The following is a 25,114-nucleotide window of genomic DNA, read 5'->3' as shown; positions in this document are numbered from 1 at the left end:
TCAAGGGAGGCCCCGGTCAAAACCGTGACCTCCCCGATATTTCGGACAGCCCGAAACGACCACCGTGCGGTGGTGATCCGTCAGAGGACGAAGCCCTCGGGGAACGGGTCCTGTGGGTCGAGGAAGTACTGCGCGGTCCCGGTGATCCACGCCCTTCCCGTGATCGTGGGCACGACCGCCGTACGGCCGCCCACGCTGGTCTCCTCCACCAGGCGGCCCACGAACCTGGTCCCGATGAAGGACTCGTTGACGAAGTCCGCGCCCAGCGCCAGCTCCCCCCTGGCGTGCAGCTGGGCCATGCGGGCGCTGGTCCCCGTCCCGCACGGGGAGCGGTCGAACCAGCCGGGGTAGATCGCCATCGCGTGCCTGGAGTGCCCGGCGGTCGAGCCGGGGGCGGTGAAGTACACGTGGTGGCAGCCGCGGATCCGCTCGTCCTCGGGATGGACGGGCTCGTCGGTGGCGTTGACGGCGGCCATGGTGGCCAGCCCCGCGGCGAGGATCTCGTTCTTGGCCGCCCTGTCGAAGGGCAGCTTGTAGTCGTCGAGGTCGACGATGGCGTAGAAGTTGCCGCCGTAGGCCAGGTCGTAGCGGATCCGGCCGAACCCCGGCACCTCCACCACCGCGTCCAGCCTGTCGCTGTAGGCGGGCACGTTGCGCAGCGTCACCGACTGCGCCACGCCGTCCTTGACCGCCACGTCCACCACGACCAGCCCCGCCGGCACCTCGAGACGGACGGTGGTCACCGGCTCGACGACCTCGACCATCCCGGTCTCCACCAGGACGGTGGCCACCCCGATCGTGCCGTGACCGCACATCGGCAGATAACCGGAGACCTCGATGAACAGCACGCCCCAGTCGGCGTCGGGACGGGTGGGCGGCTGCAGGATGACCCCGCTCATGGCCGCGTGCCCGCGCGGCTCGTTCATCAGCAGCTGCTTGATGTGGTCGAAGTGCTCGCGGAAGTAGATCCGCCGCTCGGCCATGCTGTTGCCGGGGATGACGCCGACGCCGCCGGTGATGACCCTGGTGGGCATGCCCTCGGTATGGGAGTCGACGGCGTGGAAGACGCGGCTGCTCCTCATCTGAGGCCCTCCGCCAGCACCTTCTCCGTCGCGGCCCGCACCGCCGTCGCGTGCTCGTCGGTCAGCGGGAGCCTCGGCGGCCTGCACGGCCCGCCGTACCTGCCCGCCAGGTCCATGGACAGCTTGATGGCCTGGACGAACTCGGTCTTGGCGTCCCAGCGCAGCAGCGGGTGCAGCGCGCGGTACAGCGGCAGCGCGCTCTCCAGGTCGTGCGCCATGGCGGCGCGGTAGAGGGCGACGGTCGAGGCGGGCAGGGAGTTGGGGAACCCCGCGACCCACCCCTTGGCCCCCGCCAGCGCCAGTTCGAGGACCACGTCGTCGGTGCCGATGAGCACGTCGAGCCCGGGGGCGAGCTCGGCGATCTCGTAGGCCCTTCGCACGTCGCCGGTGAACTCCTTCACCGCGACGATCAAACCCTCGTCGAACAGCCTGGCCAGCAGCGAGGGGGTCAGGTCGACCTTGGTGTCATAGGGGTTGTTGTAGGCCACGATCGGCAGGCCGGCCTTGGCCACCTCCCTGTAGTGGTCGATCACGGTCCTCTCGTCGGCCCTGTAGGAGTTGGGCGGCAGCAGCATGACGCACGCGCAGCCGGCGTCGCGGGCCTGCTCGGCCCAGCGGCGCGACTCGGCGGAGCCGTACGCGCCGACGCCCGGCATCACGTTGCGCCCGCCGACGGCCGCCACCGCCGTCTCGACAACCTTGGCCCGTTCCTCCTGGCTGAGCGTCTGGTACTCACCGAGCGAGCCGTTCACGGCCACGCCGTCACAGCCCTGTTCGACCAGCCATCGGCAGTGCTCGGCGAAGGCCTCGAAATCGGCCGACAGGTCCTCGCGCAGGGGAAGGGCCGTAGCGACCATGATTCCCTGCCACGGCTCAACGCGGTTGCTCATCTTCGATCCTCTCAAGACAGCCGAGGGTGATCGGCTGGGCTATGGGGCGCCGGGGGGCTTGGGGGCGCTCGCCGGCCAGGCAGGACACCGCGTAACCGCAGATCCTGCCCTGGCACCAGCCCATTCCTGGGCGGGCGAGCAGTTTGATCGAGCGCGCGTCGGTGGCGCCCAGGTCCATGGCTTCACGGATCCTGCTCACCGGCACCTCCTCGCAGCGGCAGACAAGGGTGTCGTCGTGCAGCCAGTCCTGCCAGCCCGGCTGGACGGGGTAGGCCTCCTGCAGCGCTCGGGCGAAGGCGCGCAGGCGCTCTCCCCTCCTGCGCAGGACACCGGGAACGGGGTCGCCGCCCTCGCCCGAGGCGAGGTCGTGGGCGATGGTCAGGCCCGCGGTCCTGCCCTCGAGCTCGGCCAGCTCCGCGCCGCCGACGCCGGTGGGCTCGCCCGCGGCGTAGACCGAGGCCACGCTGGTGCGCTGCCCCTCGTCCACGTCCACGACGGGGTTGCCGTCGGCCGAGTGCGTGGTGGCGCAGCCCAGCTGGACGGCCAGGTCGATCTGCGGGACGAAGCCGTAGCCGACCGCGACGGCGTCGCACTCCACCGTGCGCGACGACAGCACTCTCCACTCGGCGTCGAGGCGGGCGACGGTCACATGGGTGACGCGCGAGGAGCCGTGGGCCGCCACGACCGCGTGGCGCGTCCTGTACGGCACGAGGTGCCCGGCCAGCGCGGCGCCGTAGCCCAGCGCCTCACCGGCCTTGCCCGCGGCCAGCAGGGGGTGGCGGGCCAGGCCGAGCGGGCCGTTGGCCTCGAAGACCCCCGCCACCGAGACCCCGGCCTTCGCCAGCCCCGCCGCGACGGGCAGCAAGAAGGGGCCCGTGCCCGAGACGACGACCCGCCGCCCGGCCGGCACGCCCTCGCCCTTGAGCAGGGCCTGCGCGCCGCCTGCCGTGAGCACGCCGGGCAGGTCCCATCCGGGGAAGGGCAGCGGCCTGTCGTGCGCGCCGGTGGCGATCAGCAGCGATCGGCAGGCGAGGGTGAAGGGGCGCTCCTCCTGTCCGGCCATGACGTGGACGGTGACGGAGTCCTCGCCCTGCTCCACGGCCCAGACCTTGTGATCGAGCAGGAGCTCGGCCCTGGTCCTGAGGGCGCGGCACTGCCGGACGAAGCGGTCGGCGCCGCGCCCCGACGGCAGGCTGCCCGCGCGGTGCCTGAAGTACTGGCCGCCCAGGCGAGGGCCCGCGTCGACGAGGGCCACGCGCAGCCCCGCCTGGGCGGCGCTCAGCCCGCCCGCCACCCCCGCGGGGCCGCCGCCGACGACGACGAGGTCGTAGCCGGTCATGAGGTGGTCACCTCGTCTCCGGGGCTGGCCGGCACCAGGCACGCGCGCTGGGACTCACGGCCGTTGACGGTGACCAGGCAGTCGAAGCAGACGCCGATGCCGCAGAACAGGCCGCGCGGCCTTCCCTCGTGCCTGGTCGAGCGCCACGAGGTGATGCCCGCCGCGTGCAGGGCCGCGCCCACGCTCTGCCCCTGCACGACGGGCACCGGCCTGCCGTCCACGGTGATCTCGAAACTCACGCGAACCTCCCTGGGCTGAAGGGGGCCAGGTCGAGGGCGGTGCGCTCCCCCGACAGCAGCTGGGCCAGCAGGTGGCCGGTGGCGGGCGCCAGGCCGATGCCCGCGCCCTCGTGCCCGCAGGCGTGCAGCAGTCCGGGGGCGCGCGGGTCGGGACCGATCACCGGCAGATGGTCGGGGCAGTACGGCCTGAAGCCGCAGTAGGACCTGATCACGCGCCTGTTCCTCAGCACGGGGAACAGCGCGGTGGCCTGCGCGGCCAGCCTGCGCAGCACCGGGATCGAGGTGGTCCTGTCGAAGCCGACCCGCTCCCTGCTGGCGCCGATGAGCACGCTGCCCGCCGGGGTGCCCTCGACGACCGCCGAGGTCTCCAGGTCGGCCGAGTCGCTCGCCACGTTCGTCACGTAGGCGGCGGTGTAGACCTTGTGCCTGATCAGCGGCTCCCTGAGCGGCTCGGTGACCAGGATGAAGCCGCGTCTCGGCAGGATCGGCAGCTCGACGCCCGCCAGGGCGGCGACCTGGCCGCCCCAGGTGCCCGCCGCGTTGACCACGGCGTCGGCGAGGATGTCCCCATGGTCGGTGCGCACCCCCGTCACCCGCTCGCCGCTGCGGACGAAGCCGGTGACCGTGACGCCGGTCCGCAGGCGCAGCGCGCCGTGGCCGAAGCTGTCGGCGCCGTGCCTGAGGAGCCTCGCGGCCGCGAGCATGGGCTGCACCTGGGCGTCCTGTGGGTAGAAGACGCCGCCCGTGAGGCCGTCGGCCAGGTGGGGCTCGTAGCCGTGCAGCTCGGTGTCGGGGACGACCGTGTGCTCCACGCCCTGCTTACCCGCCAGCTCCACCAGCTGCCGCTGGACCTCTCCTGTCTCGGCGACGACCAGGCCGCCCTTGGGCTCGTACTCGAACCCGCCGTGCTCGGCCAGCTCGCGCCAGAGGCGGTTGGACAGCAGCGCCAGGTCGAGCTCTGGCCCCGGTTCCTTGTCGGACACCAGGACGTTGCCCTCGCCCGCGCCCGTGGTCCCGCCCGCCACGGGGCCGCGGTCGAGCACCGTCACGTCCAGGCCCGCGGCCGCCGCGTAGTAGGCGCATGCCGCGCCCACGACGCCTGCGCCGATGACGATCACGTCGGACATCGTGTCTCTCCCACCTCCTCGCAGTAATATGTCACATACCGTTGCTCGTGTGAATCCCCTGCCGGGGAACTACCCCCGCCGCAGGGCCGGCGACCGGTGGAAGGACCACGCACCCCGCCCCCTACCATCGAAGACGTGAAATCCTTCTGGCCGCCTACCCCGCGTTCGATGAGCCTGTGGGCCCTGTTGTCCGTGATCGCCAACGCGGGCATCACCGTCACGGGCGCGGCGGTGCGCGTCACGGGATCGGGCCTGGGCTGCCCGACCTGGCCCAGGTGCACGCCCGACAGCTTCGTCCCAGTTGCGCATCCCGAGCACAGCTGGGTCAACATGGGCATCGAGTTCGGCAACCGCCTGCTCGCCTTCGTGGTGCTGGCCGTGGCCGCGATGTGCCTGCTCACCGCGATCCGGATGGCGCCCCGCCGCCGCGACCTGGTCCGCCTGGCCTGGCTGCAGCCCGCGGGCGTCGTCGCTCAGGCGCTGTGGGGCGGCCTGGTGGTGCGCTCCGCGCTCAACCCCGTCACGGTCAGCGTGCACTTCCTCATCTCCATCGGCCTGATCGCGGCCTGCTGGCTCCTGTACGCACGCTCCCGCGAGGGCGACGCCCCCGCCAGGTCCGTTGTGCACCGCGACATCCGCCGCCTGGGCCACGTGCTCCTGGCCGCGGTGGCCGTCCTGCTGGTCGCGGGCGTGGTGGTGACCGGCACGGGGCCGCACTCCGGCGACGCGCTGGCCTCCCGCTTCGACTTCGACATCGAGACCGTGGCACGGCTGCACGCCGACATCGTCTACGTCGTGGTCGGCCTCACCTTCGCGCTGCTGTTCGCGCTGCACGTGACCGGCGCGCCCAGGCCGGCCCGCGCGGCGGCGGTGGGGCTGCTGGTGATCGAGCTGGCCCAGGGCGTGATCGGCTACACCCAGTACTTCCTGGCCGTGCCGGCGTTCCTGGTCGGCCTGCACGTCCTGGGCGCCACGGTGGTGTGGATCGGCGCCCTGCGGGTGGTCACCAGCCTGCGGGTCCGCGACGAGGTGCCCGCCGAGGCCCAAGGGGCGTCCGCGGCACCGGTCCCCCTCCCCCGCTGATCACCCGCCTCCCGAAGCGGGGAGTATGGCACGATATGTCGGCCACTCCCCCACCGGCGCGAGGTACACGTTTCATGCGATTCGTCCCCCTTACCCGCATCAGCCGTACGGCGATGCGCCGCGCCTACCAGGGCGCCGTGGCGGTGAGCGTGCTGGCCATCGCCCCGCTGACCTGGGCGTGGATCGGGAGCGAGAATCACCGCGTCGTGGCGGACACGCCTGGGTGGCTGTCCAGGGTGCCCGCCTCGGGCACCGCGCTGGTCCTCGGCGCCGGGCTGTTCGCCGGGCAGCCGAGCCCGATGCTGGCCAGGCGCCTCGACATCGCCGCGGGCCTCTACCGGGCCGGCAAGGTCAAGGCCCTGCTCCTGTCGGGTGACAACAGCAGGAAGGACTACGACGAGCCCTCGGCCATGCGCGACTACCTGCTGGCCAAGGGGGTGCCCGACGCCGTGATCGTCCGCGACTACGCGGGCTTCGACACCTGGGACTCCTGCGTGCGGGCCCGCGACGTCTTCGGCGCCGACGACGTCACCGTGGTCACGCAGGCCTTCCACCTGCCGAGGGCGGTGACGCTGTGCCGTACGGCGGGGCTGCGGACCTTCGGCGTCGGCGACGACTCCGCCAGGCAGTGGGCGGCCGCCACCTACGTCTTCGCCGCGCGGGAGTTCGTGGCCTCGGCCAAGGCGCTGGGCGACGTGGTGCTCGGCACCGATCCGGTCTTCCCTGGGCCGAGGGAGACCTCCCTCCTGCGGGCCCAGGCAGGCCGATGAAGCGGCGGACGACCGACAGCCTCTGCGGGCCTCAGACCGGCCAGTGGCCCTCGGTGGTGGGCGACGGGGCTCCCGGCGCGTAGCCGGGCGGCGGGGTGCCGTGGGCGGCGGCACGGGCGTGCTGGCGCGGCACGGGGAAGCGGGCCCTGGCCGCGCTCATGCACTCGAGCAGCGCCCGCTGCTCCTCGTGGAAGGTCTGGTCGTCGACGATGTGACGGGCGGCCCGCTCGTGCAGGAGGCCGAGCTCGGTGGCGGCGAGCTGGTAGTCGCTCATCGCCCGCACCCCCTCCTTGCCGCCGTGCGCCTTGGCCCACTGCCTGGCCTGCCTGCGCCGCGACAGCGCCGACAGCATGAAGATGTCGGCCGCGTCGACCAGCCTCGTCGGCTCGTAGGGCGGCAGGTAGCGCTGGAGCAGGGCGACGATGCGCCGCCTGTCGCGCAGGACCACGCCGATGAGCACGAACAGCACCATGAGCAGGACCAGATAGGCGATCACCAGGCCGGCGAAGCCGCCGTAGGAGGCCAGGCCGTTCCACATGCCGTGCAGCAGCATCGCGGCGATCCAGCCCGCCAGGATGATGAGGGCCCTGTCGGAGCCCGAGCGTCTGGCAGCGTAGGCGACGGCCACGCCCATCATCGAGGTGAACAGCGGATGGGCGAAGGGCGACAGGATGCCGCGCAGCACGACGGTCACCGCCAGGCCCTGCACGCCGAACTGGTCCTGGGCGGCGATGTAGTAGCTGACGTTCTCGGTCATGGCGAAACCGAGGCCGACCATGCTGGCGTAGATGATGCCGTCGGTCGGCCCGTCGAGCTCGGCGCGGCGGAACCTGAGCAGCCCGAGCAGCACCAGGCCCTTCATCGTCTCCTCGACCACGGGAGCGCCGAAGGTGGCGGCGATGTTGCGCGCTGTGGCGGCCGACAGTCCCACGGTGTCGGTGATGTACTGCAGGTTGAGCGAGTTGACGATGCCCGCCACCAGCACGGCGATGCCCGCGCCCCACGCGAAGGCGAAGACCAGGTTGCTGCGCGGCTCCGGCTCCATGCGGTCGAGCGCCAGCACGGCGGCCAGCAGCAGCGGCACGGGGGCCAGCGCCAGGGTGAGGGCGATGAAGAACTGCACAGGCGCGCCGTTGAGCACGTCGAAGGAGAACGAAACCAGAGCGCAGATGCCCGCCAGCACCAGGCCCGCGATCAACGCGAAGGACGGCCGGTCCTTGAACACCCAGCGTGGATCACGGGTCTTCATACCGTGACTGTAACGGATCGCCATGAAGCTGTCCTTCCCACTTCGAGAGCAGGTCAGGCCAGCAGCGGATCAATCGCGACCGCGAGGAACAGCAGCGCCAGATAGGCGTTCGACCAGTGGAAGAAGCGCATGGGACGAAGATCGACACCGCTCTTGCCCGCGTTGAGCCTGCCGAGCAGCCGGTAGACCTCGATCAGGCAGAACGCGCCGAGCACCGCGGCGACGATCGGGTAGAGCAGCGTCGTGTCCGCGACCGGCCACAGCAGCAGCGAGCAGGCGACCGTGGCCCAGGTGTAGGCGATGGACTCCAGCACCACCCTGCGCTCGGTGGCCACCACCGGCAGCATCGGGATCGAGGCGGCCGCGTAGTCCTCCTTGTAGCGCATCGCCAGGGTCCAGGTGTGCGGAGGCGTCCAGAAGAACACCACGCCGAACAGCACCAGAGGCGTCCAGTCCAGGCCGCCGGTGATGCCCGACCAGCCGATCACGACCGGCATGCAGCCCGCCAGGCCGCCCCAGACGATGTTCTGGGAGGTGCGGCGCTTCAGCACCATCGAGTAGACGAAGACGTAGAACAGGATCGCCGACAGGTTGAGCGCCGCCGCGAGCAGGTTCGTCGTCACCCACATGCCGACAACGGACAGGACCCCCAGAACCACGCCGAAGACGAGGGCGGCGCGCGGGGTGACCTGGTGCCTGGCCAGCGGCCGCTTGCGGGTGCGCCGCATCTTCACGTCGATGTCGCGGTCGATGTAGCAGTTGAGCGCGTTGGCGCTGCCCGCCGACAGCGTGCCGAACACCATGACCGACAGCGCCCTCCACAGCGGGGGCAGGCCGTCGGCGGCGAGGAACATCACCGGCAACGTCGTGATCAGGAGCAGCTCGATGACCCGCGGCTTGGTCAGCGCGACGTACGCCTTGATGACCGCGCCGAAGGAGCGCGGTTCGGCGGGCGCCATGGCCGACGGGGGCCCAGCCGGCGATTGCCTGTTCGTGAGCACCGTCAAGGCGCTTCCAGCGTGTGCGGAGTCAACGCGTAACCTCTGAAGAGAGCGGAACCGTGGACGCCGAGCACCAGACGTCCTTGCGAACAAACAAACTGTAGTCGCAGGGTGGGCCGGTCCGGCCAATGGGGGCACCGAGGGTGGGTTGGTCAGCCCCACCAAGGTCTACTCAGTTAGGGTCGGTGTGGGCGGGAAATGCCACCAGCACCACCATGACAACTAGATTCCGGAGATCGAGCAGTTGAGCACCTTTGAATGGACCGACCTCGACAAGCAGGCGGTCGACGTGGTCCGAGCCCTGGCGATGGACGCGGTCGAAAAGGCGGGCTCGGGCCACCCCGGCACCGCCATGAGCCTGGCGCCCGCCGCATACCTGCTCTTCCAGCGCACGATGCGTCACGACCCCACGGACCCGACGTGGGCGGGCCGTGACCGCTTCGTGCTGTCATGCGGGCATTCCAGCCTGACGCTGTACATCCAGCTCTACCTGTCCGGCTACGGCCTGTCCCTTGACGACATCAAGCGGCTGCGCACCTGGGACAGCCTCACGCCGGGTCACCCCGAGCACGGGCACACGGTGGGCGTCGAGACGACGACCGGCCCGCTCGGCCAGGGCATCGGCAACGCGGTCGGCATGGCGATGGCCGCCCGCCGCGAGCGCGGCCTGTTCGACCCCGACGCCGAGCCCGGCACCAGCCCCTTCGACCACCACATCTGGTGCTTCGTCTCCGAGGGCGACATCGAGGAGGGCGTCAGCCACGAGGTCAGCGCCATCGCGGGGCACCAGAAGCTGGGCAACCTGACGGTGGTGTTCGACTCCAACCACATCTCCATCGAGGACGACACGCAGATCGCCCTGTCCGAGGACGTGGTCAAGCGCTACGAGGCCTACGGCTGGCACGTCCAGACCGTCGACTGGACCCAGACGGGCGAGTACGTCGAGGACGTCAGGGCGCTGCACGACGCGCTCGAGGCGGCCCGCGCCGAGACCGACAAGCCGTCGTTCATCAGGCTGCGCACGATCATCGGCTGGCCCGCTCCCAACAAGCAGAACACCGGCAAGGCCCACGGCTCCGCGCTGGGCGCCGACGAGGTCGCCGCCACCAAGAAGGTCATGGGCCAGGACCCCGAGAAGACCTTCGACGTGCCCGCCGAGGTGCTGGAGCACGCCCGCCAGGTGGCCGAGCGCGGCCGCGCCGCGCACGCCGAGTGGGAGAAGTCCTACGCCGACTGGCGCCTGGCCAACGAGGAGCGCGCGGCGGAGTTCGACCGCATCTCCAAGCGTCAGCTGCCCGCCGACTGGACCAGCGCGCTGCCGGAGTTCGAGGTGGGCGCCTCGGTGGCCACCCGCAAGGCCTCGGGCGAGGTGCTCAACGCCATCGCCCCCTTCCTGCCCGAGCTGTGGGGCGGCTCGGCCGACCTGGCCGAGTCGAACCTCACCACGATCAAGGGCGAGCCCTCCTTCATCCCCGAGGAGTACCAGACCAAGGAGTTCCCCGGTAACCGCTACGGCCGCACGCTGCACTTCGGCATCCGCGAGCACGGCATGGGCGCGATCCTCAACGGCATCGCCCTGCACGGCGGCACGCGTCCCTACGGCGGCACCTTCCTGGTCTTCTCCGACTACATGCGGCCTGCCGTCCGGCTCGCCGCGCTGATGAAGCTGCCCGTCACCTACGTGTGGACGCACGACTCCATCGGCCTCGGCGAGGACGGCCCCACCCACCAGCCGGTCGAGCACCTGTGGGCGCTGCGCGCCATCCCCGGTCTCGACGTGGTGCGCCCCGGCGACGCCAACGAGACGGCGGCGGCGTGGAAGACCGTGCTCGAGCACAACGACAGGCCCGCGGCGCTGGCGCTGACCAGGCAGAACCTGCGCGTCCTCGAGGGCACCAGCGCCGAGGGCGTGGCCAGGGGCGGCTACGTGCTGCGCGAGGCCTCCAACGGCCAGCCGCTGGTGATCCTCATCGCCACCGGCAGCGAGGTCGAGATCGCGCTCGACGGCCGCGACGTGCTCGAGTCCCAGGGAATTCCGACGCGCGTCGTCTCCATGCCGTGTGTCGAGTGGTTCCACGGGCAGGACTCCGCTTACCGGGCGACGGTCCTGCCTTCGGACGTCAAGGCGCGAGTGGCGGTCGAGGCGGGAATCGCGCTGGGCTGGCGGGAGTTCGTTGGAGATGCGGGCGAAGTGGTCAGCCTGGAGCACTTCGGCGCATCGGCTCCATACAAGACGCTATACGAGCAGTTCGGCCTCACCGCCGAGCGAGTCGCGGCCGCAGCCAAGGCCAGTCTCGCCAAGCTGGGGTTCGACAAGGGCGAGACGACGGGAAACTAGACATGTCGGAAAACCTGAACAAGCTCACCAGCCAGGGCGTGTCCATCTGGCTCGATGACATCAGCCGTGAGCGCCTGCGCACCGGCAACCTGGAGCAGCTGATCCGCGAGAAGAACGTCGTGGGCGTGACCTCCAACCCGACGATCTTCGCCAACGCGCTCAGCAAGGGCGACGCCTACGACGCCCAGCTGCACGACCTCGCCGTGCGCGGGGTCGACGTGGGCGAGGCCGTCAGGGCCATCACCACCTACGACATCAGGTGGGGCGCCGACGTGCTGCGCCCCGTCTACGACGCCACCGGCGGCGTGGACGGCAGGGTCTCCCTCGAGGTGGACCCGCGCCTGGCCCGCGAGACCGAGAAGACGATCGCCGAGGCCCGCTTCCTGTGGTGGGCGGTCGACAGGCCCAACCTGCTCATCAAGATCCCCGCGACGGTCGAGGGCCTGCCCGCGATCACGCAGGCGATCTCCGAGGGCATCAGCGTCAACGTCACGCTGATCTTCTCGCTGGAGCGCTACCGCGCGGTCATGGACGCCTGGCTGGCCGGCCTCGAGGCCGCGCAGGCCAAGGGTCTCAACCTGGCCTCCATCGAGTCGGTGGCCTCCTTCTTCGTCAGCCGCGTCGACACCGAGATCGACAAGCGTCTCGACAAGGCGGGCAAGCCCGAGCTGAAGGGCAAGGCGGGCGTGGCCAACGCGCGCCTTGCCTACGCGGCCTTCGAGGACGTCATGAACTCCGAGCGCTGGCAGCGCCTGCGCGCGGCAGGGGCCCGTCCGCAGCGTCCGCTGTGGGCCTCGACCGGCGTCAAGGACCCCAACTACGTCGACACGATGTACGTCGACGACCTGGTGGCCCCCGGCACCGTCAACACCATGCCGGAGAAGACGCTCGACTCCGCCGCCGACCACGGCAGCATCACGGGCGACACCGTCCGTCCCTTCTACGAGCAGGCCTGGAACACCATGGCCGCGCTCAAGGAGGCGGGCATCGACTACGACGACGTCGTGCGCGTGCTCGAGGACGAGGGCGTGGAGAAGTTCGAGGCGTCGTGGAACGAGCTGCTCGAGAGCATCAGCAAGAAGCTGGTTCCCTGACGATGGAGGTCACCTACCGCGAGGAGGGGGTGGCCGAGGCCGCCGCCTCCGTCGCGGGCCGGCTGTCCGGTGAGGGGGTCCCCGCCCGCCTGGCGGCCGGCGACCCCGCTCTGTGGGGCGCCGGCGCCGAAGCCGAGGCGGCGATTCGCCTCGGCTGGCTCAACCTGCCGCGCACCTCGCGCGAGCTGCTGCCCGAGCTCGGCAAGCTGGTGGAGCGGGCCCGTGCCGAGGGCCTCGACCACGTGGTCCTGTCCGGCATGGGCGGCTCCTCGCTGGCGCCCGAGGTCATCTGCAACACCGCCGACGTCGCGCTGACCGTCCTCGACACCACCGACCCCGACCAGGTGCGGCGGGCGCTCGATGACCGTCTCGACCGCACGGTCGTGGTCGTGTCGAGCAAGAGCGGCTCGACGGTCGAGACCGACAGCCATCGCAGGATCTACGAGCAGGCCTTCAGATCGGCCGGCATCGACCCCGCCGAGCGGATCGTCGTCGTCACCGACCCCGGCTCCCCTCTGGAGCAGGCGGCCGTCGAGGCCGGTTACACGATCTTCCTCGCCGACCCGAACGTCGGCGGGCGCTACTCGGCGCTGTCGGCGTTCGGACTGGTGCCGAGCGCGCTGGCAGGCGCCGAGGTCGAGCAGCTGCTCGACGACGCCGCCGAGGTGCTGCCCTCACTCGCGCTGAACGAGGGCAACCCGGGGCTGGCGCTCGGCGCGGCGCTCGGCGGCGCCGCTCTCGCGGGGCGCGACAAGCTCATCCTCGAAGACCAGCTGACCGAGATCAACGGCCTGCCCGACTGGATCGAGCAGCTGGTCGCCGAGTCCACGGGCAAGCAGGGCAAGGGCATCCTGCCTGTCGTCGCCGCCGAGCCCACGGGCGCGCGCGACGAACTGGTGGTGGCGATCGAGTCCGACGACGGCGACGTCCGCGTCGACGGCCCGCTCGGCGCGCAGTTCATGGTGTGGGAGTACGCCACGGCGCTGGCCGGTCTCGTGCTCGGCGTCAACCCCTTCGACCAGCCCGACGTGGCCGAGTCGAAGGACAACACCACGCGCGTGCTGGACGGCCCCCCGGCCGCCGAGGAGCCCGTGCTGGTCGACGGGCCCGTCGAGGTCTACGGCGAGAGCCGGGCCGGCGACCTGTCAGGCGTGCTCACCGAGCTGCTCAAGGCGGTGCCCTCCGACGGCTACCTGGCCGTCATGGCCTACCTCGACAGGATGGCCGCCTTCGACGCTCCCATGCCGGAGGACCCCGACTTCGAGCAGATGACCGAGGCGTGGATGGCGGCCGACGCCCAGACGCTGCGGGCGCTGCTGGCCATGAGGACGCCGCGTCCCGTGACGTTCGGCTGGGGCCCTCGCTTCCTGCACTCCACCGGGCAGTACCACAAGGGCGGCCCGTCGAACGGAGTGTTCCTGCAGATCACCGGCGCCGTGACGGCCGACGTCGAGGTGCCTGGCAGGCCCTACACGCTGGGCGGCCTGCAACTGGCGCAGGCGCTCGGCGACCGGCGGGCGCTCATCGGGCGTGGGCGGCCCGCCGTACGACTGCATTTGACCGACCGCGCAGCGGGGATCGCGCACCTGCTCGCAGCCGCACAGGAGGTCTGAGATGACGGAACCGGCAGCGCCCGTGGAGGAGACCGTCGCCGTGGCGGCCGCCGCCGCGGTGACGGCCACGACACTGGAGGCGGCCGCCGCCAACCCGCTGCGTGATCCGCGGGACAAGCGGCTGCCCAGGGTGGCGGGACCATGTGTGCTGGTGCTTTTCGGAGTGACGGGAGACCTGGCCAAGCGCAAGCTGCTGCCGGCGATCTACGACCTGGGCAACAGGGGGCTGCTGCCGCCCGGTTTCTCGCTGGTCGGATTCGCCCGCCGCGACTGGGCCAACCAGGACTTCGCGCAGCTCACGCATGACGCGGTGAAGGAGCACGCGCGCACGCCCTTCCGCGAGGAGGTCTGGAAGCAGCTGGCCGAGGGCATCCACTTCGTGCCGGGTGAGTTCTCCGACGACGGCGCCTTCGACGCCCTCGCGATGGCTTTGAAGGAGATCGACCAGACCAGGGGCACCGGCGGCAACTATGCCTTCTACCTGTCGGTGCCGCCGAAGTTCTTCCCCACGGTGGTGCAGCAGCTCAAGCGCACCGGTCTGGCCGACGCCCCCGAGGGCTCGTGGCGGCGGGTGGTGATCGAGAAGCCGTTCGGCCACGACCTGCAGAGCGCGCACGAGCTGAACGAGATCACCAACGAGGCCTTCCCCGAGAGCTCGATCTTCAGGATCGACCACTACCTCGGCAAGGAGACGGTCCAGAACATCATGGCGCTGAGGTTCGCCAACAACCTCTACGAGCCGATCTGGAACCGCAGCTACGTCGACCACGTGCAGATCACCATGGCCGAGGACATCGGCCTGGCCGGGCGCGCGGGCTACTACGACGGCATCGGCGCGGCCCGCGACGTGATCCAGAACCACCTGCTCCAGCTGCTCGCGCTGGTCGCGATGGAGGACCCCACCTCCTTCGAGGCCAACGCGCTGCGCAGGGAGAAGGAGAAGGTGCTCAAGGCGGTGCGGCTGCCCGCCGACCTGTCGCTGAACACCGCGCGCGGCAAGTACGCGGCGGGCTGGCAGGGCGGCGAGAAGGTCGTCGGCTACCTGGATGAGGAGGGCATCCCCGCCGACTCCGTGACCGAGACCTACGCGGCCATCAAGCTGGAGATCGCCAACAGGCGCTGGGCGGGTGTGCCGTTCTACCTGCGCACGGGCAAGCGGCTCGGCCGCCGCGTCACCGAGGTGGCCGTCGTCTTCCAGAAGGCCCCGCACCTGCCCTTCAGCAAGGACGACACCGAGATCCTCGGCCACAACGCACTGGTCATCAGGGTGCAGCCGGACGAGGGCATCACGGTGCGGTTCGGCTCGAAGGTGCCGGGCACGGCCATGGAGGTGCGGGACGTGTCCATGGACTTCGCCTACGGCGAGTCGTTCATGGAGTCCTCGCCCGAGGCGTACGAGCGGCTGCTGCTGGACGTGATGATCGGCGACCCGCCGCTCTTCCCGCACCAGCGCGAGGTGGAGCTGTCGTGGAAGATCCTCGACCCGATCGAGGAGTTCTGGGCCACGCAGGGCCAGCCCGAGGACTATCCCGCCGGTACCTGGGGGCCGCCGTCGGCCGACGAGATGATGGCCCGCGACGGCAGGGTCTGGAGGCGACTGTGAGCGAGCGCGGCGAGAGAGTCATGGAACACGGCACATCGGATGTCACGCGGCCGGCGAAGGAGGACTCATGACGTCGTTCATGCTGACCGACACGACGGCCGGCAAGATCTCGGGACAGCTCACCAGGCTGCGCCACCAGATGGGCGCCCCCGCCGTGGGCATGGTGCTGACGCTGGTGGTGGTCTGCGACGAGCGCGACCAGTACGACTCGGTCCGCTCGGCCACCGAGGCCGCCCGCGAGCACCCCTCGCGGATCCTCGTGGTGATCAACCGGGAGTCCGACGAGGCCAACAGGCTCGACGCGGAGCTGCGCGTCGGGGAGTCCACGCCCGGCGAGGTCGTGGTGCTGCGCCTGTACGGCGAGCTGACCGCCCACGCCGACTCGGTCGTCAGCCCGCTGCTGCTGCCGGACACGCCCGTGGTGGCGTGGTGGCCGGGCGACGCGCCTGCCGTGCCGTCGAAGGATCCGATCGGGATGCTCGCCCAGCGCAGGATCACCGACGCCAAGACGGTGCCCGACGGCATCAAGGTGCTGGCCGGCAGGGCCAAGGGCTACGCGCCCGGCGACACCGACCTGGCGTGGGCCAGGCTGACGCCGTGGCGCAGCCTGCTGGCCGCCGCCTTCGACCAGCCGGTGGACAAGGTCAAGAAGGGCTTCGTGGACGCCGCGGCAGGGCACGCGAGCGCGCCGCTGCTGGCGGCGTGGCTGAGCGAGCGGCTCGGCGCGCCGGTCAAGGTGGCCGACTCGGCGGGCCCCGGCCTGACCGCGGTCAGGCTGACGCTCGACGGCGGCGAGATCGCGGTGACCCGTACCGACGCGCGGCTGGCCACGCTCGCCCGCCCAGGGCAGCCCGACCGGCACGTCGCGCTGGCCAGGCGGCACACCTCGGAGCTGCTGGCCGAGGAGCTGCGCAGGCTCGACTCCGACGAGATCTACGAGGCCGCGCTGAAGCGGCTGGCCCGCACGTACAGGGGCTGACGAGCCTTGGGAGGTCCTGGGTCCTCGCGGGCCCGGGACCTTCGCGCATGGCGAACCGAAGTCCCCGCAACCGATCATGCGGCCAAGGCTCGATAGGGTGGCATCCGTGAGCGTTCCCAACGTAGTCGTGCACCGCGACGCCGACGTGCTGGCCAAGGCCGTCGCCGCCCGCATCATCACCCGCCTGGTCGACGTGCAGTCCGCCAGAGGCTCGGCATCGCTGGTGCTGACCGGCGGCACGGTCGGCATCGCCACCCTGGCCGCCATCGCCGCGACCCCCGCCCGCGACGCCGTCGACTGGCCCAAGCTCGACATCTGGTGGGGCGACGAGCGCTTCCTGCCCTCCGGCGACCCCGAGCGCAACGAGACGGGCGCCCGCGAGGCCCTGCTCGACCGCGTCGACCTCGATCCGGCCAGGGTGCACGTCATGCGCGGCCCCGACTCCGGCATGAGCGCCGAGGAGTCGGCCGACGCCTACGCCGAGGAGCTGCGCAAGGCCGCCCGTCCCGAGGACCACGGCCCCGTCCCCTCCTTCGACGTGATGCTGCTCGGCATGGGCCCCGACTCTCACGTGGCCTCGCTGTTCCCCGGCAACCCCGCCGTCTACGACACCCGTTCGGTGGTGGCCGTGCACGGCTCGCCCAAGCCGCCGCCCGTGCGCATCTCGCTGACCTTCCCCACCATCCACGCCGCTCGCGAGGTGTGGGTGGTGGCCGCGGGCGAGGAGAAGGCCGGGGCCGTACGGCTGGCGCTGTCCCAGGACTCCGGTCAGGTGCAGGTGCCCGCGGCCGGCGCGCGGGGCTCGCGGCGCACGCTGTTCCTGCTCGACAGGGCCGCGGCGGGCAAGATCCCGGCGGGCCTCGGCAGAATCGCCTCGCCCTGAACGAACCGTGAAATACATCCGGACATAAGGGCATTTGACACAAAACTTTAGGCCTTGTCAGCCCGGGTGGTGTTCTTTACTTTCATGGGCAACGACCCACGAAGGGACACCCCCCATGGTCTTGAGCAACGTGGCCTTACGTCGCTGGGCCGCGGTCATCGCCGCGGCCGCCGCCGTACTCGCGAGCTCCGCTCCCGCCCTCGCCGACCCCGAGCCCTCGGGCAAGCTGGTCATCCCCAGCGCCGATGCCCAGGCTCTCGTGCCAGGCACCTACATCGTGGTCCTGAAGGACAGGCCCGAGGTGTCGAGGGCCGCCACCGACCTGACCGCCAAGCACGGCGGCACGAAGTTCAGGGAGTACACGCACGCGCTGCGCGGCTTCGCCGTCCACGCCAGCGAGCGGCAGGCCAGGCGGCTGGCCGCCGACGCCTCGGTCGAGTACGTGCAGCAGGTGGTGGTGCACCGCGCCTCCGACACCCAGCCGAACCCGCCCTCGTGGGGCCTTGACCGCATCGACCAGCGCAACCTGCCGCTGAACAGCTCCTACACCTACGGGCCGACCGGCGCGGGGGTGCGCGCGTACATCATCGACACCGGCATCAGGCCCACCCACAGCGACTTCGGCGGGCGCGCCTCCATCGGGTTCGACGCGATCGGCGACGGCCAGAACGGCAACGACTGCCACGGCCACGGCACGCACGTGGCGGGGACCACGGGAGGCTCGGCCCACGGTGTGGCCAAGGGCGTGACGCTGGTCGGCGTCAGGGTGCTCAACTGCGAAGGGTCGGGCACCACCGACCAGGTCGTGGCGGGCATCGACTGGGTCACGGCGAACGCCGCCAAGCCGGCCGTCGCCAACATGAGCCTCGGCGGCAGCGCCGACACCGTGCTGGACACCGCGGTGAAGAACTCGATCGCCTCGGGCATCTCCTACGCCATCGCGGCGGGCAACGGCTTCTTCGGGCTGTTCGCGCTGGACGCCTGCACGCAGTCCCCCGCCAGGGTTCCCGAGGCGATCACCGTCTCGATCACCAACAACAGCGACACCAAGCCGTCGTGGGGCAACCGCGGCCCCTGTGTCGACCTGTTCGCGCCCGGCTACAACATCACCTCGGCGTGGAAGGACTCCGACACCTCGACCAGCACCATCAGCGGCACGTCGATGTCCACCCCGCACGTCGCCGGCGCCGCCGCCGTCTACCTGCAGGGTCATCCCGGCGCCACCCCGCAGCAGGTGCGCGACGCGATCGTGAACAACGCCACGACCGGCGTCGTCAAGAGCCCCGGCAGCGGCTCTCCCAACCGCCTGCTCCACACCCCCGGCCTGTAGGCCCCGCCTGCGCCCCGCGGACGTCGCCCGTCCGCGGGGCGCCCGCGCCTGTCAGCGCAGCGCGTCGATCTCGGCGAGGAGCTCGCGCTTGCGCTCCTCGCTCATGTACGAGGCCCGTACGGCGTTGCCCGCCAGTGCGGCCAGCTCGCTCTCGCCCAGGCCGAACACGGTGGCCGCCACGCGGTACTCCCGCTCCAGCGTGGTCGCGAACATGGGCGGGTCGTCGCTGTTGAGGGTGACGAACAGGCCCTCCTCCAGCAGCCTGGGCAGCGGATGCTCCTCGATCCGCCCCACCTGCCCCGTGCACACGTTGGAGGTCGGGCAGACGTCCAGCGGCAGCTGGGTCTCGCGCAGGTAGGAGACCAGCCGGGGGTCGTCGAGGCAGTTGATGCCGTGCCCGATGCGCTCGGCGCCGTAGCCCTCGATGACCTCCCACACCGTCTCGGGCCCCGACATCTCCCCGCCGTGCGGGACGCTGTGCAGTCCCGCCGCGCGAGCGGCGGAGAAGGCCTCGCGGAAGGCGTCGCGGTAGGCAGGCCGCGCCTGCTCGATCCCGCCGATGCCGAAACCTACCAAGGCGGCGGGAGGTTCCTTCAACGCGTGGTCGAGGGTGATCGCGGCCGCCTCGGCGCCGAACTCGCCGGGGATGTCGAAGATGTAGGCCATCTCGACGCCGTACTCGTCCAGCGACCGGCGCGCGGCCAGGTCGAGCGCCTCGGTGACCGCGCGCATGGGCAGCCCCTGCATCCAGTGCGCGTACGGTGTGACCTGCAACTCCACGTAGCGGCAGTTCTGGGGCGACAGGTCGCGGGCCAGCCCCGTCACGAGGGAGGCGACGTCCTCGGGGTCGCGCACCAGAGAGTTGACCGCGCGGTAGACCTCGGCGAAGTGCGGGAAGTCGCGGAAGGTGTAGAACCGCCTCAGCTCCTCCTCCGTGGACGGCACGCCGCTGCCCGGATGGCGCAGGGACAGTTCGAGCACCGTGGGCACGGAGGCGGAGCCGACCAGGTGGACATGGAGCTCGACCTTGGGCAGCCGGTCGATGAAGGCGTCGATCGTCATGACGACGACCCTAGGCGCGCTCCGCCCCCGCCAGAAAGGCATAGGGGCCGAATCTGACATCAAGTCGTCAGATTCAGCCCGTCGCCCAGGCGTGAGCCAGTGGAAGGAGCACGCGGTCGACCGATTCGGCCGCGAAGGCGTCGTCCAGCGGCGGCCCGACGAAGATCAGGCGGTGCCACACGAGCGCCTCCACGAGCTCGGACAGCCGTACGGTGTCGACGGGGGCGGCCAGCTCTCCCCTGGCCACGGCCCGCTCGACCAGCGCCCTGGTGCCGCCGAGGTCGCGCGCGGGCATGTGCGCGCGCAGCGTCCTGGCCAGCTCCTGGTGGGAGACGAGCGTGGACGACAGCCCCATGATGAGCCCGTGCTTGCGCTCGGCCGCCTCCGACAGCCCCCTGACGACCTCGACCAGGTCGTCGCGCAGCGAGCCCGTGTCGGGCACGGGCGGGACGTCCATGTCGAAGCGGCGGCAGATGACGTCGACGACCAGCTCGGGTTTGCCCGCCCATCGCCGGTAGATGGTCGCCTTGCTGGCCTTGGCGCGCTTGGCGATCTGGTCGACCGACATCCGGTCGTAGCCCATCTCCGACAGCAGGTCGAAGGTGGCGTCGAGGATGGCCTTCTCCCTGCCAGGATCGAGTGGTGCCACGCACGCTTCCTTAGTTGTAGGCGAACTCCTGGAATCGTACGCCGGTCAGCTCCGTGGACACCTCCCACAGCCGCCGCGCGAGCGCCTCGTCCGTCGCCGTCCGGCTCGGCGTGAGCCGCTTGGCCTTGGGCCCGAGGTACTCCCCTCCTCGGACGTCGGGCGAGGCGGCCGCGTAGAGCGAGGGCAGCGCGCCGTCCTCGGGGCTGTGGAGGAAGAGCCGCAGCAGCGGCTGCAGCGGGCCGAGGGTGAAGAAGTTCGTGGCGGTGGCCCCTGGGTGGGTCGCCACCGAGACGAGCGAGGAGCCGGCCCGCGCGGCCCTGCGCTGCAGTTCGAGGGTGAAGAGCAGGTTGGCCAGCTTGGAGCGGCCGTAGGAGCTCATCTTGCCGTAGCCGCGCTCGAGGCCGAGGTCGTCGAAGTCGAGCTTGCCGACCTTGTGCGCGTCGCTGGAGACCGTGATCACGCGCGGCGAGGACGAGGCCAGCAGGCGCGGGAGCAGCAGTCCCGTGAGCGCGAAGTGCCCGAGATGGTTGGTGCCGAACTGCAGCTCGAAGCCGTCCCTGGTCTGGCCGCGCGGGATCATGCCGATCCCCGCGTTGTTGATCAGCAGGTCGACGCGGTCCACGGTGGCGGCGAAGGCGCGCACCGACGACAGGTCGGCCAGGTCGAGCTCGGCGTAGTGGACGTCGGCTCCCCGCGCGACCCGCTGGATGTCGCCGACGGCCGACCGGCCGCGTGAGGGATCGCGGGAGGCCACGGTGACACGCGCGCCGTGCCTGGCCAGTTCGAGGGCGGTCGCCAGGCCGATGCCGCTGTTGGCTCCCGTGACGATCGCGGTGGTGCCGGTGAGGTCGGGCAGATCCGAGGGGGTCCAGGCGCTCATGGGCTTCTCCAAGTGTACGAAACCGTTTCGTACACTACTCTAGCGCTTCAACCGGGCCCGCGCGTGCGCCTCCTCCCTGCGCGCCACCTCGGCCCGCTGATCGGCCTCCGCGAGCTTCTTGCGGGCCTTGGCGAGCTTCTTCTCCAGGGTCGCCACCTTCACCGCCCTCTCGTCCCTCTCCTGTACGGCCTGCGCCAGCACCTCGCGCCACTCCTCGTAGGCGGCGGTGGCCTCGGCCTGCTCCTTGGCCTCACGGTCCGCCCTGGCCCGCGCCTCCTCCTCCGACGGCTTACGCGCGGGGCGGGAGCGGGGAAAGGGGGCGGGGGCGAAGCCGCTGTAGCTGAGCGGCCTGGCCAGGCGGCCCTGCCGTACCTGGTCGGCGGCGTCGGCGTCCACGGTGGCCGCGTCGAGCGTCTGCTCCACCTCGGCGCCGGAGGAGGGCGCCAGCCGTACCAGCCGCTGGGAGAGCCTGGCGCGGCGGGCGGTCAGCTCGGCCAGCGCGTCGGCGTCCTGGGCCGCCCACGCCGCGCGCAGCTCCTCGCCCAGGTCGAGCAGTTCGGCGAGCTCGTCGGGATGGCGGCGTGACAGCTGGTTGACCGCCCATGCCGCGACCGTGGGCTTGCGCAGCGCGGCCACCTGCCTGGCCAGGTCGCCCCGCCCCGCCTGCTTGGCCGCGCGGGCCTCCGCCTCGCGCGCGGCGATGAAGTCGGACACGTCGAGCCCATAGAGCCGGTCGGCGATCTCGTCAAGATCCACACGTGAGAGATACCCCACATGACTGGTTTGTAGCGCATAGTGGAGAGAGCCCACTCGAGCGGAGGCCCCCGTGTTCGAGCGCTTCACCGACCGCGCCCGCAGGGTGGTCGTCCTCGCCCAGGAAGAGGCCAGGACGCTCAGCCACGACTACATCGGCACCGAGCACCTGCTGCTGGGCCTGATCAGGGAGAGCGAAGGCGTGGCGGCCGCGATCCTGCGCGACGGCGGCGCCGACGCCGGCGAGATCCGCGAGGCGATCATGGTGATCATCGGCCGGGGCTCCGCGCCGCCGGACGAGCACACGCACATCCCGTTCACGCCGCGCGCCAAGAAGGTGCTGGAGCTGTCGCTGCGCGAGGCGCTGCAACTCGGCCACCACCACATCGGCACCGAGCACATCCTGCTCGGCCTCCTCCACGAGGGCAAGGGCGTCGCCGCGCAGGTGCTCGTCGCCAGGGGCCTCGACCTCACCTCGCTCAGGCAGCGCGTGGCCCACCACCTGGGCTCCACGGGCCCGAAGGAGCGCGTGCTGCTCGACCAGCGGCTCCAGCGCATCCAGGACAGCCTCGACAGGATCGAGCGCCGCCTGGACGCGATGGGAGCGCCGAAGGACGGCGAGGAGGCCTCCTAGACGAGCGCGCCGACCGCGAGCCTGGCCTCCACGACGCCGGGGTCCTCGGTGTAGGCCAGCGTCGCGCCCAGCGAGATCATCAGCCTGCGCATGCGGGCGTTGTCCGACAGCAGGGTGGCGCGGACCTCGGCGTACCCGAGGTCGCGGGCCTCCTGCACCAGCGTCCTGGCCAGCGCCGCGCCCAGACCGCGCCCCTGCCAGCGGTCCTCGACCAGCACGGCCATCTCCGCGATGCCGGGATCCGGGGTGAACATGAGGTTGGCCATCGCGACGACCTGGCCGTCGTGGCAGGCCACGAGCGACAGCCCCCGGCTGCGATCGACGAGCCTGTCGAAGATCCTCGGCGGCAGCGAGGGCATCGAGGTGAAGTAGCGGAAGCGCCTCGACTCGGGCGAGCAGCGCTCGTGCAGGTCGCGGATCGCCTCGCGGTAGATGGTCGTCAGCGGCCTGACCTCGGCCTCGACGCCGTCGGACAGGCGCAGCACGCGAGCGCTCGAGGACGGCTCGGCCGGCGGCTGGGCCAGCCGTACGAAGGAGGCGGCGCGGGCGGCCTCGGTCAGCGTGAACGGCAGGTCGGACCTGCGCACCTTGATCGCGCGCTTGGCCGCCACGGGGACGACCAGCAGGGTGGGGTCGGGGAGATCACGCACCGCCTCACCATAGACCCAGCGGGCGTCGTCCGCGCGCAGCAGTTCGGCCAGCAGTTCGGGAAGGCGCCATGGCGCGCCGCGCAGGCGCGAGGCCAGCAGGAGCGCCCTGGTGGGCTCGTCGGTCAGCTCGTGCGCCGTGGCGGGCACGACCTGCACGCGACGGCCGCCCGCCGACTCCAGCGCCGCCTTGACCACCTCGGGGCTGGCGGGAATGTCCGCGACGAACTCGTCGACGGTGCCGTCGGTGTCGGGCTGGACGCTCAGCCCGAGGATGTTGCCGCCCCGCTCGGCGAGGGCCGCGGCCAGCGAGGCCAGTCTTCCGGGGCGTTCGTCGACCGTGGTTCGGATGCGCAGAAATCCCATACGCATGAGGATGCGCGACGTTTGTTACAGCTAGCGGGCGAAAGTGTTTCATCACGAATTCCGTGGCGAGATGCGCCAAGATATGCGGATATAGCAGTATGTGGGGTCATGAGCTCGCGTGTTCCTACGTTCACCGACGACTTCGTCAACGGAGACGTCTCCTTCTGGCATCGCTCCCTCGGCCCCGCACCGGCGGGGCCCGTCCTGGGCGGTGATCGCCGGGCGGACGTGGTGATCGTGGGCGCGGGCTACACCGGACTCTGGACGGCCTACTACCTCAAGCAGGCCAGGCCCTCACTCGACGTCGTGGTGCTGGAGAAGGAGTTCGCCGGCTTCGGCGCCTCAGGCCGTAACGGCGGCTGGCTGACCGGCGACCTGGCCGGCTCGCACGCGCGCTACGCCAAGACGCACGGCGTGGCGGCGACCAGGGCCCTGCAGCGCGAGATGTACGCCTCCATCGACGAGGTGATCGCCGTCTGCGAGAAGGAGGGCATCGACGCCGACATCGTCAAGGGCGGCGTGCTCAACGTCGCCAGGGGCAGCGCGCAGGCGGCCAGGCTGCGGGCCTCGGTGGCCGAGGCGGCCAGGTGGGACGTCGAGGTCAGGCTGCTGAGCCCGCAGGAGCGTGAGGCGCGGCTGCGGGTCGCCGGCGCCGTCCAGGCCTCCTGGAGCCCGCACTGTGCCAGGATTCACCCGGCGAAGCTGGTGCGCGGCCTCACGCGGGCCGTACGCGAGCTGGGGGTGGAGATCTTCGAACACACGCCGGTCGACGAGATCGCGCCGCACCGGGCGGTCACGCCGTACGGCACGGTCAGCGCCGACTACGTGATCAGGGCCACCGAGGGCTTCACCTCGACGATCAAGGGCCTGCGCCGGCAGTGGCTGCCGATGAACAGCTCCATGATCGTCACCGAGCCGCTGCCGGACAGCTTCTGGGAGCAGGTCGGCTGGCAGGGCGCCGAACTGCTCGGCGACCTGGCCCACTACTACATGTACGCCCAGCGCACCGCCGACGGCCGGATCGCCTTCGGCGGCAGGGGCAGGCCCTACCTGTACGGCTCGCGCGTCGACGCCCGCGGCCACACCCACGACTGGACCGTCGAGGCGCTGTGGGCGCTGCTGGTCGACTTCTTCCCCGCCGCCGCCTCCTCCAGGATCGCGCATGCCTGGTCGGGCGTCCTCGGCGTCCCGCGCGACTGGTGCTCCACCGCGCACGTGGACCGGGCGACGGGGCTCGGCTGGGCCGGCGGCTACACCGGGCACGGCGTCACCACGACCAACCTGGCCGGTCGCACCCTCCGCGACCTGATCCTGGGCGAGCGCACCCCCCTCACCGAGCTGCCGTGGGTGGGTCGCGACGTGCGCCCCTGGGAGCCCGAGCCGCTGCGCTGGCTGGGCGTCCACTCCATGTACCGCCTCTACCGCGTCGCCGACGCCCGTGAACGCTCGATGTCCCGCACCTCGGCGCTCGCGCGCCTCGCCGACCTCATCACCGGTCACTGA

At 71.2% G+C, this 25,114-nt stretch carries 23 protein-coding genes; 11 read left to right on the top strand and 12 right to left on the bottom strand.

The annotated features are described in order from the left end of the window. Positions 1–80: 80 nt before the first annotated feature. Genes ABFX50_RS29775 through ABFX50_RS29755 form a run of 5 tightly spaced genes read right to left on the bottom strand, consistent with a single transcriptional unit; the run spans position 81 to position 4,677 of the window. Positions 81–1,082 carry a proline racemase family protein gene (locus tag ABFX50_RS29775; protein WP_346150860.1) on the bottom strand — a complete coding sequence of 334 codons (1,002 nt, stop codon included), beginning with the start codon at positions 1,080–1,082 and terminating at the stop codon, positions 81–83. After that, entirely contained in the window at positions 1,079–1,972 is an 894-nt protein-coding gene (locus tag ABFX50_RS29770; protein WP_346150858.1) for a dihydrodipicolinate synthase family protein, read from the bottom strand. Before ABFX50_RS29770 ends, ABFX50_RS29775 begins: the two co-directional genes overlap by 4 nt. Then, on the bottom strand, positions 1,956–3,311 hold the full coding sequence (locus ABFX50_RS29765; protein WP_346150856.1) for an FAD/NAD(P)-dependent oxidoreductase: 1,356 nt from the start codon (positions 3,309–3,311) through the stop codon (positions 1,956–1,958). Before ABFX50_RS29765 ends, ABFX50_RS29770 begins: the two co-directional genes overlap by 17 nt. Then, a complete protein-coding gene (locus ABFX50_RS29760; protein WP_346122526.1) occupies positions 3,308–3,550 on the bottom strand; it encodes a (2Fe-2S)-binding protein in 243 nt (80 codons plus the stop codon). Before ABFX50_RS29760 ends, ABFX50_RS29765 begins: the two co-directional genes overlap by 4 nt. After that, positions 3,547–4,677 (bottom strand): NAD(P)/FAD-dependent oxidoreductase, encoded by a 1,131-nt coding sequence (locus ABFX50_RS29755; RefSeq protein ID WP_346150854.1) that lies wholly within the window; start codon positions 4,675–4,677, stop codon positions 3,547–3,549. Before ABFX50_RS29755 ends, ABFX50_RS29760 begins: the two co-directional genes overlap by 4 nt. A gap of 168 nt (positions 4,678–4,845) precedes the next feature. On the opposite strand from ABFX50_RS29755, the gene ABFX50_RS29750 reads away from it, so the two are divergent. Both ABFX50_RS29750 and ABFX50_RS29745 read left to right on the top strand, forming a co-directional pair. Continuing rightward, on the top strand, positions 4,846–5,760 hold the full coding sequence (locus ABFX50_RS29750; RefSeq protein ID WP_346150852.1) for a COX15/CtaA family protein: 915 nt from the start codon (positions 4,846–4,848) through the stop codon (positions 5,758–5,760). A 74-nt stretch (positions 5,761–5,834) separates the two neighbouring features. Next, a complete protein-coding gene (locus ABFX50_RS29745) occupies positions 5,835–6,530 on the top strand; it encodes a SanA/YdcF family protein (protein WP_346150850.1) in 696 nt (231 codons plus the stop codon). A gap of 31 nt (positions 6,531–6,561) precedes the next feature. Here the strand turns inward: ABFX50_RS29745 and ABFX50_RS29740 are convergent, their stop codons facing one another. Together ABFX50_RS29740 and ABFX50_RS29735 are read right to left on the bottom strand one after the other, a co-directional pair. After that, on the bottom strand, positions 6,562–7,779 hold the full coding sequence (locus ABFX50_RS29740; RefSeq protein ID WP_183661951.1) for a PrsW family intramembrane metalloprotease: 1,218 nt from the start codon (positions 7,777–7,779) through the stop codon (positions 6,562–6,564). 53 nt (positions 7,780–7,832) lie between these two features. Then, entirely contained in the window at positions 7,833–8,786 is a 954-nt protein-coding gene (locus ABFX50_RS29735; RefSeq protein WP_428834711.1) for a heme o synthase, read from the bottom strand. A gap of 238 nt (positions 8,787–9,024) precedes the next feature. Between ABFX50_RS29735 and tkt the strand changes: the two genes are divergently transcribed. The 7 genes from tkt to ABFX50_RS29700 all read left to right on the top strand — a co-directional run bounded on the left by tkt (position 9,025) and on the right by ABFX50_RS29700 (position 18,620). Beyond that, positions 9,025–11,118, top strand: a complete 2,094-nt coding sequence (tkt, locus tag ABFX50_RS29730) for a transketolase (protein ID WP_346150847.1) — start codon at positions 9,025–9,027, stop codon at positions 11,116–11,118. Between the two features lie 2 nt (positions 11,119–11,120). Then, positions 11,121–12,212, top strand: coding sequence for a transaldolase (gene tal, locus ABFX50_RS29725; RefSeq protein WP_346150845.1), 1,092 nt, complete (start codon positions 11,121–11,123; stop codon positions 12,210–12,212). 2 nt (positions 12,213–12,214) lie between these two features. Further along, complete coding sequence (locus tag ABFX50_RS29720; RefSeq protein WP_346150843.1) at positions 12,215–13,825, top strand: glucose-6-phosphate isomerase; 1,611 nt, start codon at positions 12,215–12,217, stop codon at positions 13,823–13,825. Between the two features lies 1 nt (position 13,826). Then, complete coding sequence (gene zwf / locus ABFX50_RS29715; protein WP_346150841.1) at positions 13,827–15,428, top strand: glucose-6-phosphate dehydrogenase; 1,602 nt, start codon at positions 13,827–13,829, stop codon at positions 15,426–15,428. Positions 15,429–15,495: 67 nt separating this feature from the next. Beyond that, entirely contained in the window at positions 15,496–16,407 is a 912-nt protein-coding gene (locus ABFX50_RS29710; RefSeq protein WP_346150839.1) for a glucose-6-phosphate dehydrogenase assembly protein OpcA, read from the top strand. A gap of 106 nt (positions 16,408–16,513) precedes the next feature. Beyond that, entirely contained in the window at positions 16,514–17,290 is a 777-nt protein-coding gene (gene pgl / locus ABFX50_RS29705; RefSeq protein ID WP_183661967.1) for a 6-phosphogluconolactonase, read from the top strand. A 115-nt stretch (positions 17,291–17,405) separates the two neighbouring features. Continuing rightward, positions 17,406–18,620 carry a S8 family peptidase gene (locus ABFX50_RS29700; protein WP_183661969.1) on the top strand — a complete coding sequence of 405 codons (1,215 nt, stop codon included), beginning with the start codon at positions 17,406–17,408 and terminating at the stop codon, positions 18,618–18,620. A 51-nt stretch (positions 18,621–18,671) separates the two neighbouring features. On the opposite strand, the gene add is transcribed toward ABFX50_RS29700, so the two are convergent. The 4 genes from add to ABFX50_RS29680 form a co-directional block, all read right to left on the bottom strand. Continuing rightward, on the bottom strand, positions 18,672–19,682 hold the full coding sequence (gene add, locus ABFX50_RS29695; protein WP_346150836.1) for an adenosine deaminase: 1,011 nt from the start codon (positions 19,680–19,682) through the stop codon (positions 18,672–18,674). A 73-nt stretch (positions 19,683–19,755) separates the two neighbouring features. Continuing rightward, a complete protein-coding gene (locus ABFX50_RS29690; protein WP_346150834.1) occupies positions 19,756–20,331 on the bottom strand; it encodes a TetR/AcrR family transcriptional regulator in 576 nt (191 codons plus the stop codon). A 10-nt stretch (positions 20,332–20,341) separates the two neighbouring features. Next, on the bottom strand, positions 20,342–21,211 hold the full coding sequence (locus ABFX50_RS29685) for an oxidoreductase (protein WP_346150833.1): 870 nt from the start codon (positions 21,209–21,211) through the stop codon (positions 20,342–20,344). 39 nt (positions 21,212–21,250) lie between these two features. Continuing rightward, complete coding sequence (locus tag ABFX50_RS29680; protein WP_346150831.1) at positions 21,251–21,967, bottom strand: hypothetical protein; 717 nt, start codon at positions 21,965–21,967, stop codon at positions 21,251–21,253. Positions 21,968–22,037: 70 nt separating this feature from the next. On the opposite strand from ABFX50_RS29680, the gene ABFX50_RS29675 reads away from it, so the two are divergent. Then, entirely contained in the window at positions 22,038–22,598 is a 561-nt protein-coding gene (locus ABFX50_RS29675) for a Clp protease N-terminal domain-containing protein (protein WP_487047383.1), read from the top strand. Here ABFX50_RS29675 and ABFX50_RS29670 read toward each other — a convergent pair. Next, positions 22,595–23,611, bottom strand: a complete 1,017-nt coding sequence (locus ABFX50_RS29670) for a GNAT family N-acetyltransferase (RefSeq protein ID WP_346150829.1) — start codon at positions 23,609–23,611, stop codon at positions 22,595–22,597. The two genes, ABFX50_RS29675 and ABFX50_RS29670, sit on opposite strands and share 4 nt — an antisense overlap. A gap of 108 nt (positions 23,612–23,719) precedes the next feature. On the opposite strand from ABFX50_RS29670, the gene ABFX50_RS29665 reads away from it, so the two are divergent. Further along, positions 23,720–25,114 carry an NAD(P)/FAD-dependent oxidoreductase gene (locus tag ABFX50_RS29665; RefSeq protein ID WP_346150827.1) on the top strand — a complete coding sequence of 465 codons (1,395 nt, stop codon included), beginning with the start codon at positions 23,720–23,722 and terminating at the stop codon, positions 25,112–25,114.

The organism is Nonomuraea recticatena (assembly GCF_039533245.1).
Lineage (GTDB): Bacteria > Actinomycetota > Actinomycetes > Streptosporangiales > Streptosporangiaceae > Nonomuraea > Nonomuraea roseola.
Note: the sequence above shows the minus strand (reverse complement) of the source record. Positions and strands in the feature narration are given on the sequence as shown.

Coding starts and splice junctions, on each gene's coding strand:
- ABFX50_RS29770 (WP_346150858.1), bottom strand. CDS start 1,972: ATGAGCAACCGCGTTGAGCCGTGGCAGGGAATCATGGTCGCTACGGCC.
- ABFX50_RS29685 (WP_346150833.1), bottom strand. CDS start 21,211: ATGAGCGCCTGGACCCCCTCGGATCTGCCCGACCTCACCGGCACCACC.
- ABFX50_RS29750 (WP_346150852.1), top strand. CDS start 4,846: ATGAGCCTGTGGGCCCTGTTGTCCGTGATCGCCAACGCGGGCATCACC.
- ABFX50_RS29700 (WP_183661969.1), top strand. CDS start 17,406: ATGGTCTTGAGCAACGTGGCCTTACGTCGCTGGGCCGCGGTCATCGCC.
- ABFX50_RS29745 (WP_346150850.1), top strand. CDS start 5,835: ATGCGATTCGTCCCCCTTACCCGCATCAGCCGTACGGCGATGCGCCGC.
- tal (WP_346150845.1), top strand. CDS start 11,121: ATGTCGGAAAACCTGAACAAGCTCACCAGCCAGGGCGTGTCCATCTGG.
- ABFX50_RS29775 (WP_346150860.1), bottom strand. CDS start 1,082: ATGAGGAGCAGCCGCGTCTTCCACGCCGTCGACTCCCATACCGAGGGC.
- ABFX50_RS29670 (WP_346150829.1), bottom strand. CDS start 23,611: ATGGGATTTCTGCGCATCCGAACCACGGTCGACGAACGCCCCGGAAGA.
- ABFX50_RS29720 (WP_346150843.1), top strand. CDS start 12,215: ATGGAGGTCACCTACCGCGAGGAGGGGGTGGCCGAGGCCGCCGCCTCC.
- ABFX50_RS29665 (WP_346150827.1), top strand. CDS start 23,720: ATGAGCTCGCGTGTTCCTACGTTCACCGACGACTTCGTCAACGGAGAC.
- ABFX50_RS29710 (WP_346150839.1), top strand. CDS start 15,496: ATGACGTCGTTCATGCTGACCGACACGACGGCCGGCAAGATCTCGGGA.
- zwf (WP_346150841.1), top strand. CDS start 13,827: ATGACGGAACCGGCAGCGCCCGTGGAGGAGACCGTCGCCGTGGCGGCC.
- add (WP_346150836.1), bottom strand. CDS start 19,682: ATGACGATCGACGCCTTCATCGACCGGCTGCCCAAGGTCGAGCTCCAT.
- ABFX50_RS29755 (WP_346150854.1), bottom strand. CDS start 4,677: ATGTCCGACGTGATCGTCATCGGCGCAGGCGTCGTGGGCGCGGCATGC.
- ABFX50_RS29765 (WP_346150856.1), bottom strand. CDS start 3,311: ATGACCGGCTACGACCTCGTCGTCGTCGGCGGCGGCCCCGCGGGGGTG.
- ABFX50_RS29740 (WP_183661951.1), bottom strand. CDS start 7,779: ATGAAGACCCGTGATCCACGCTGGGTGTTCAAGGACCGGCCGTCCTTC.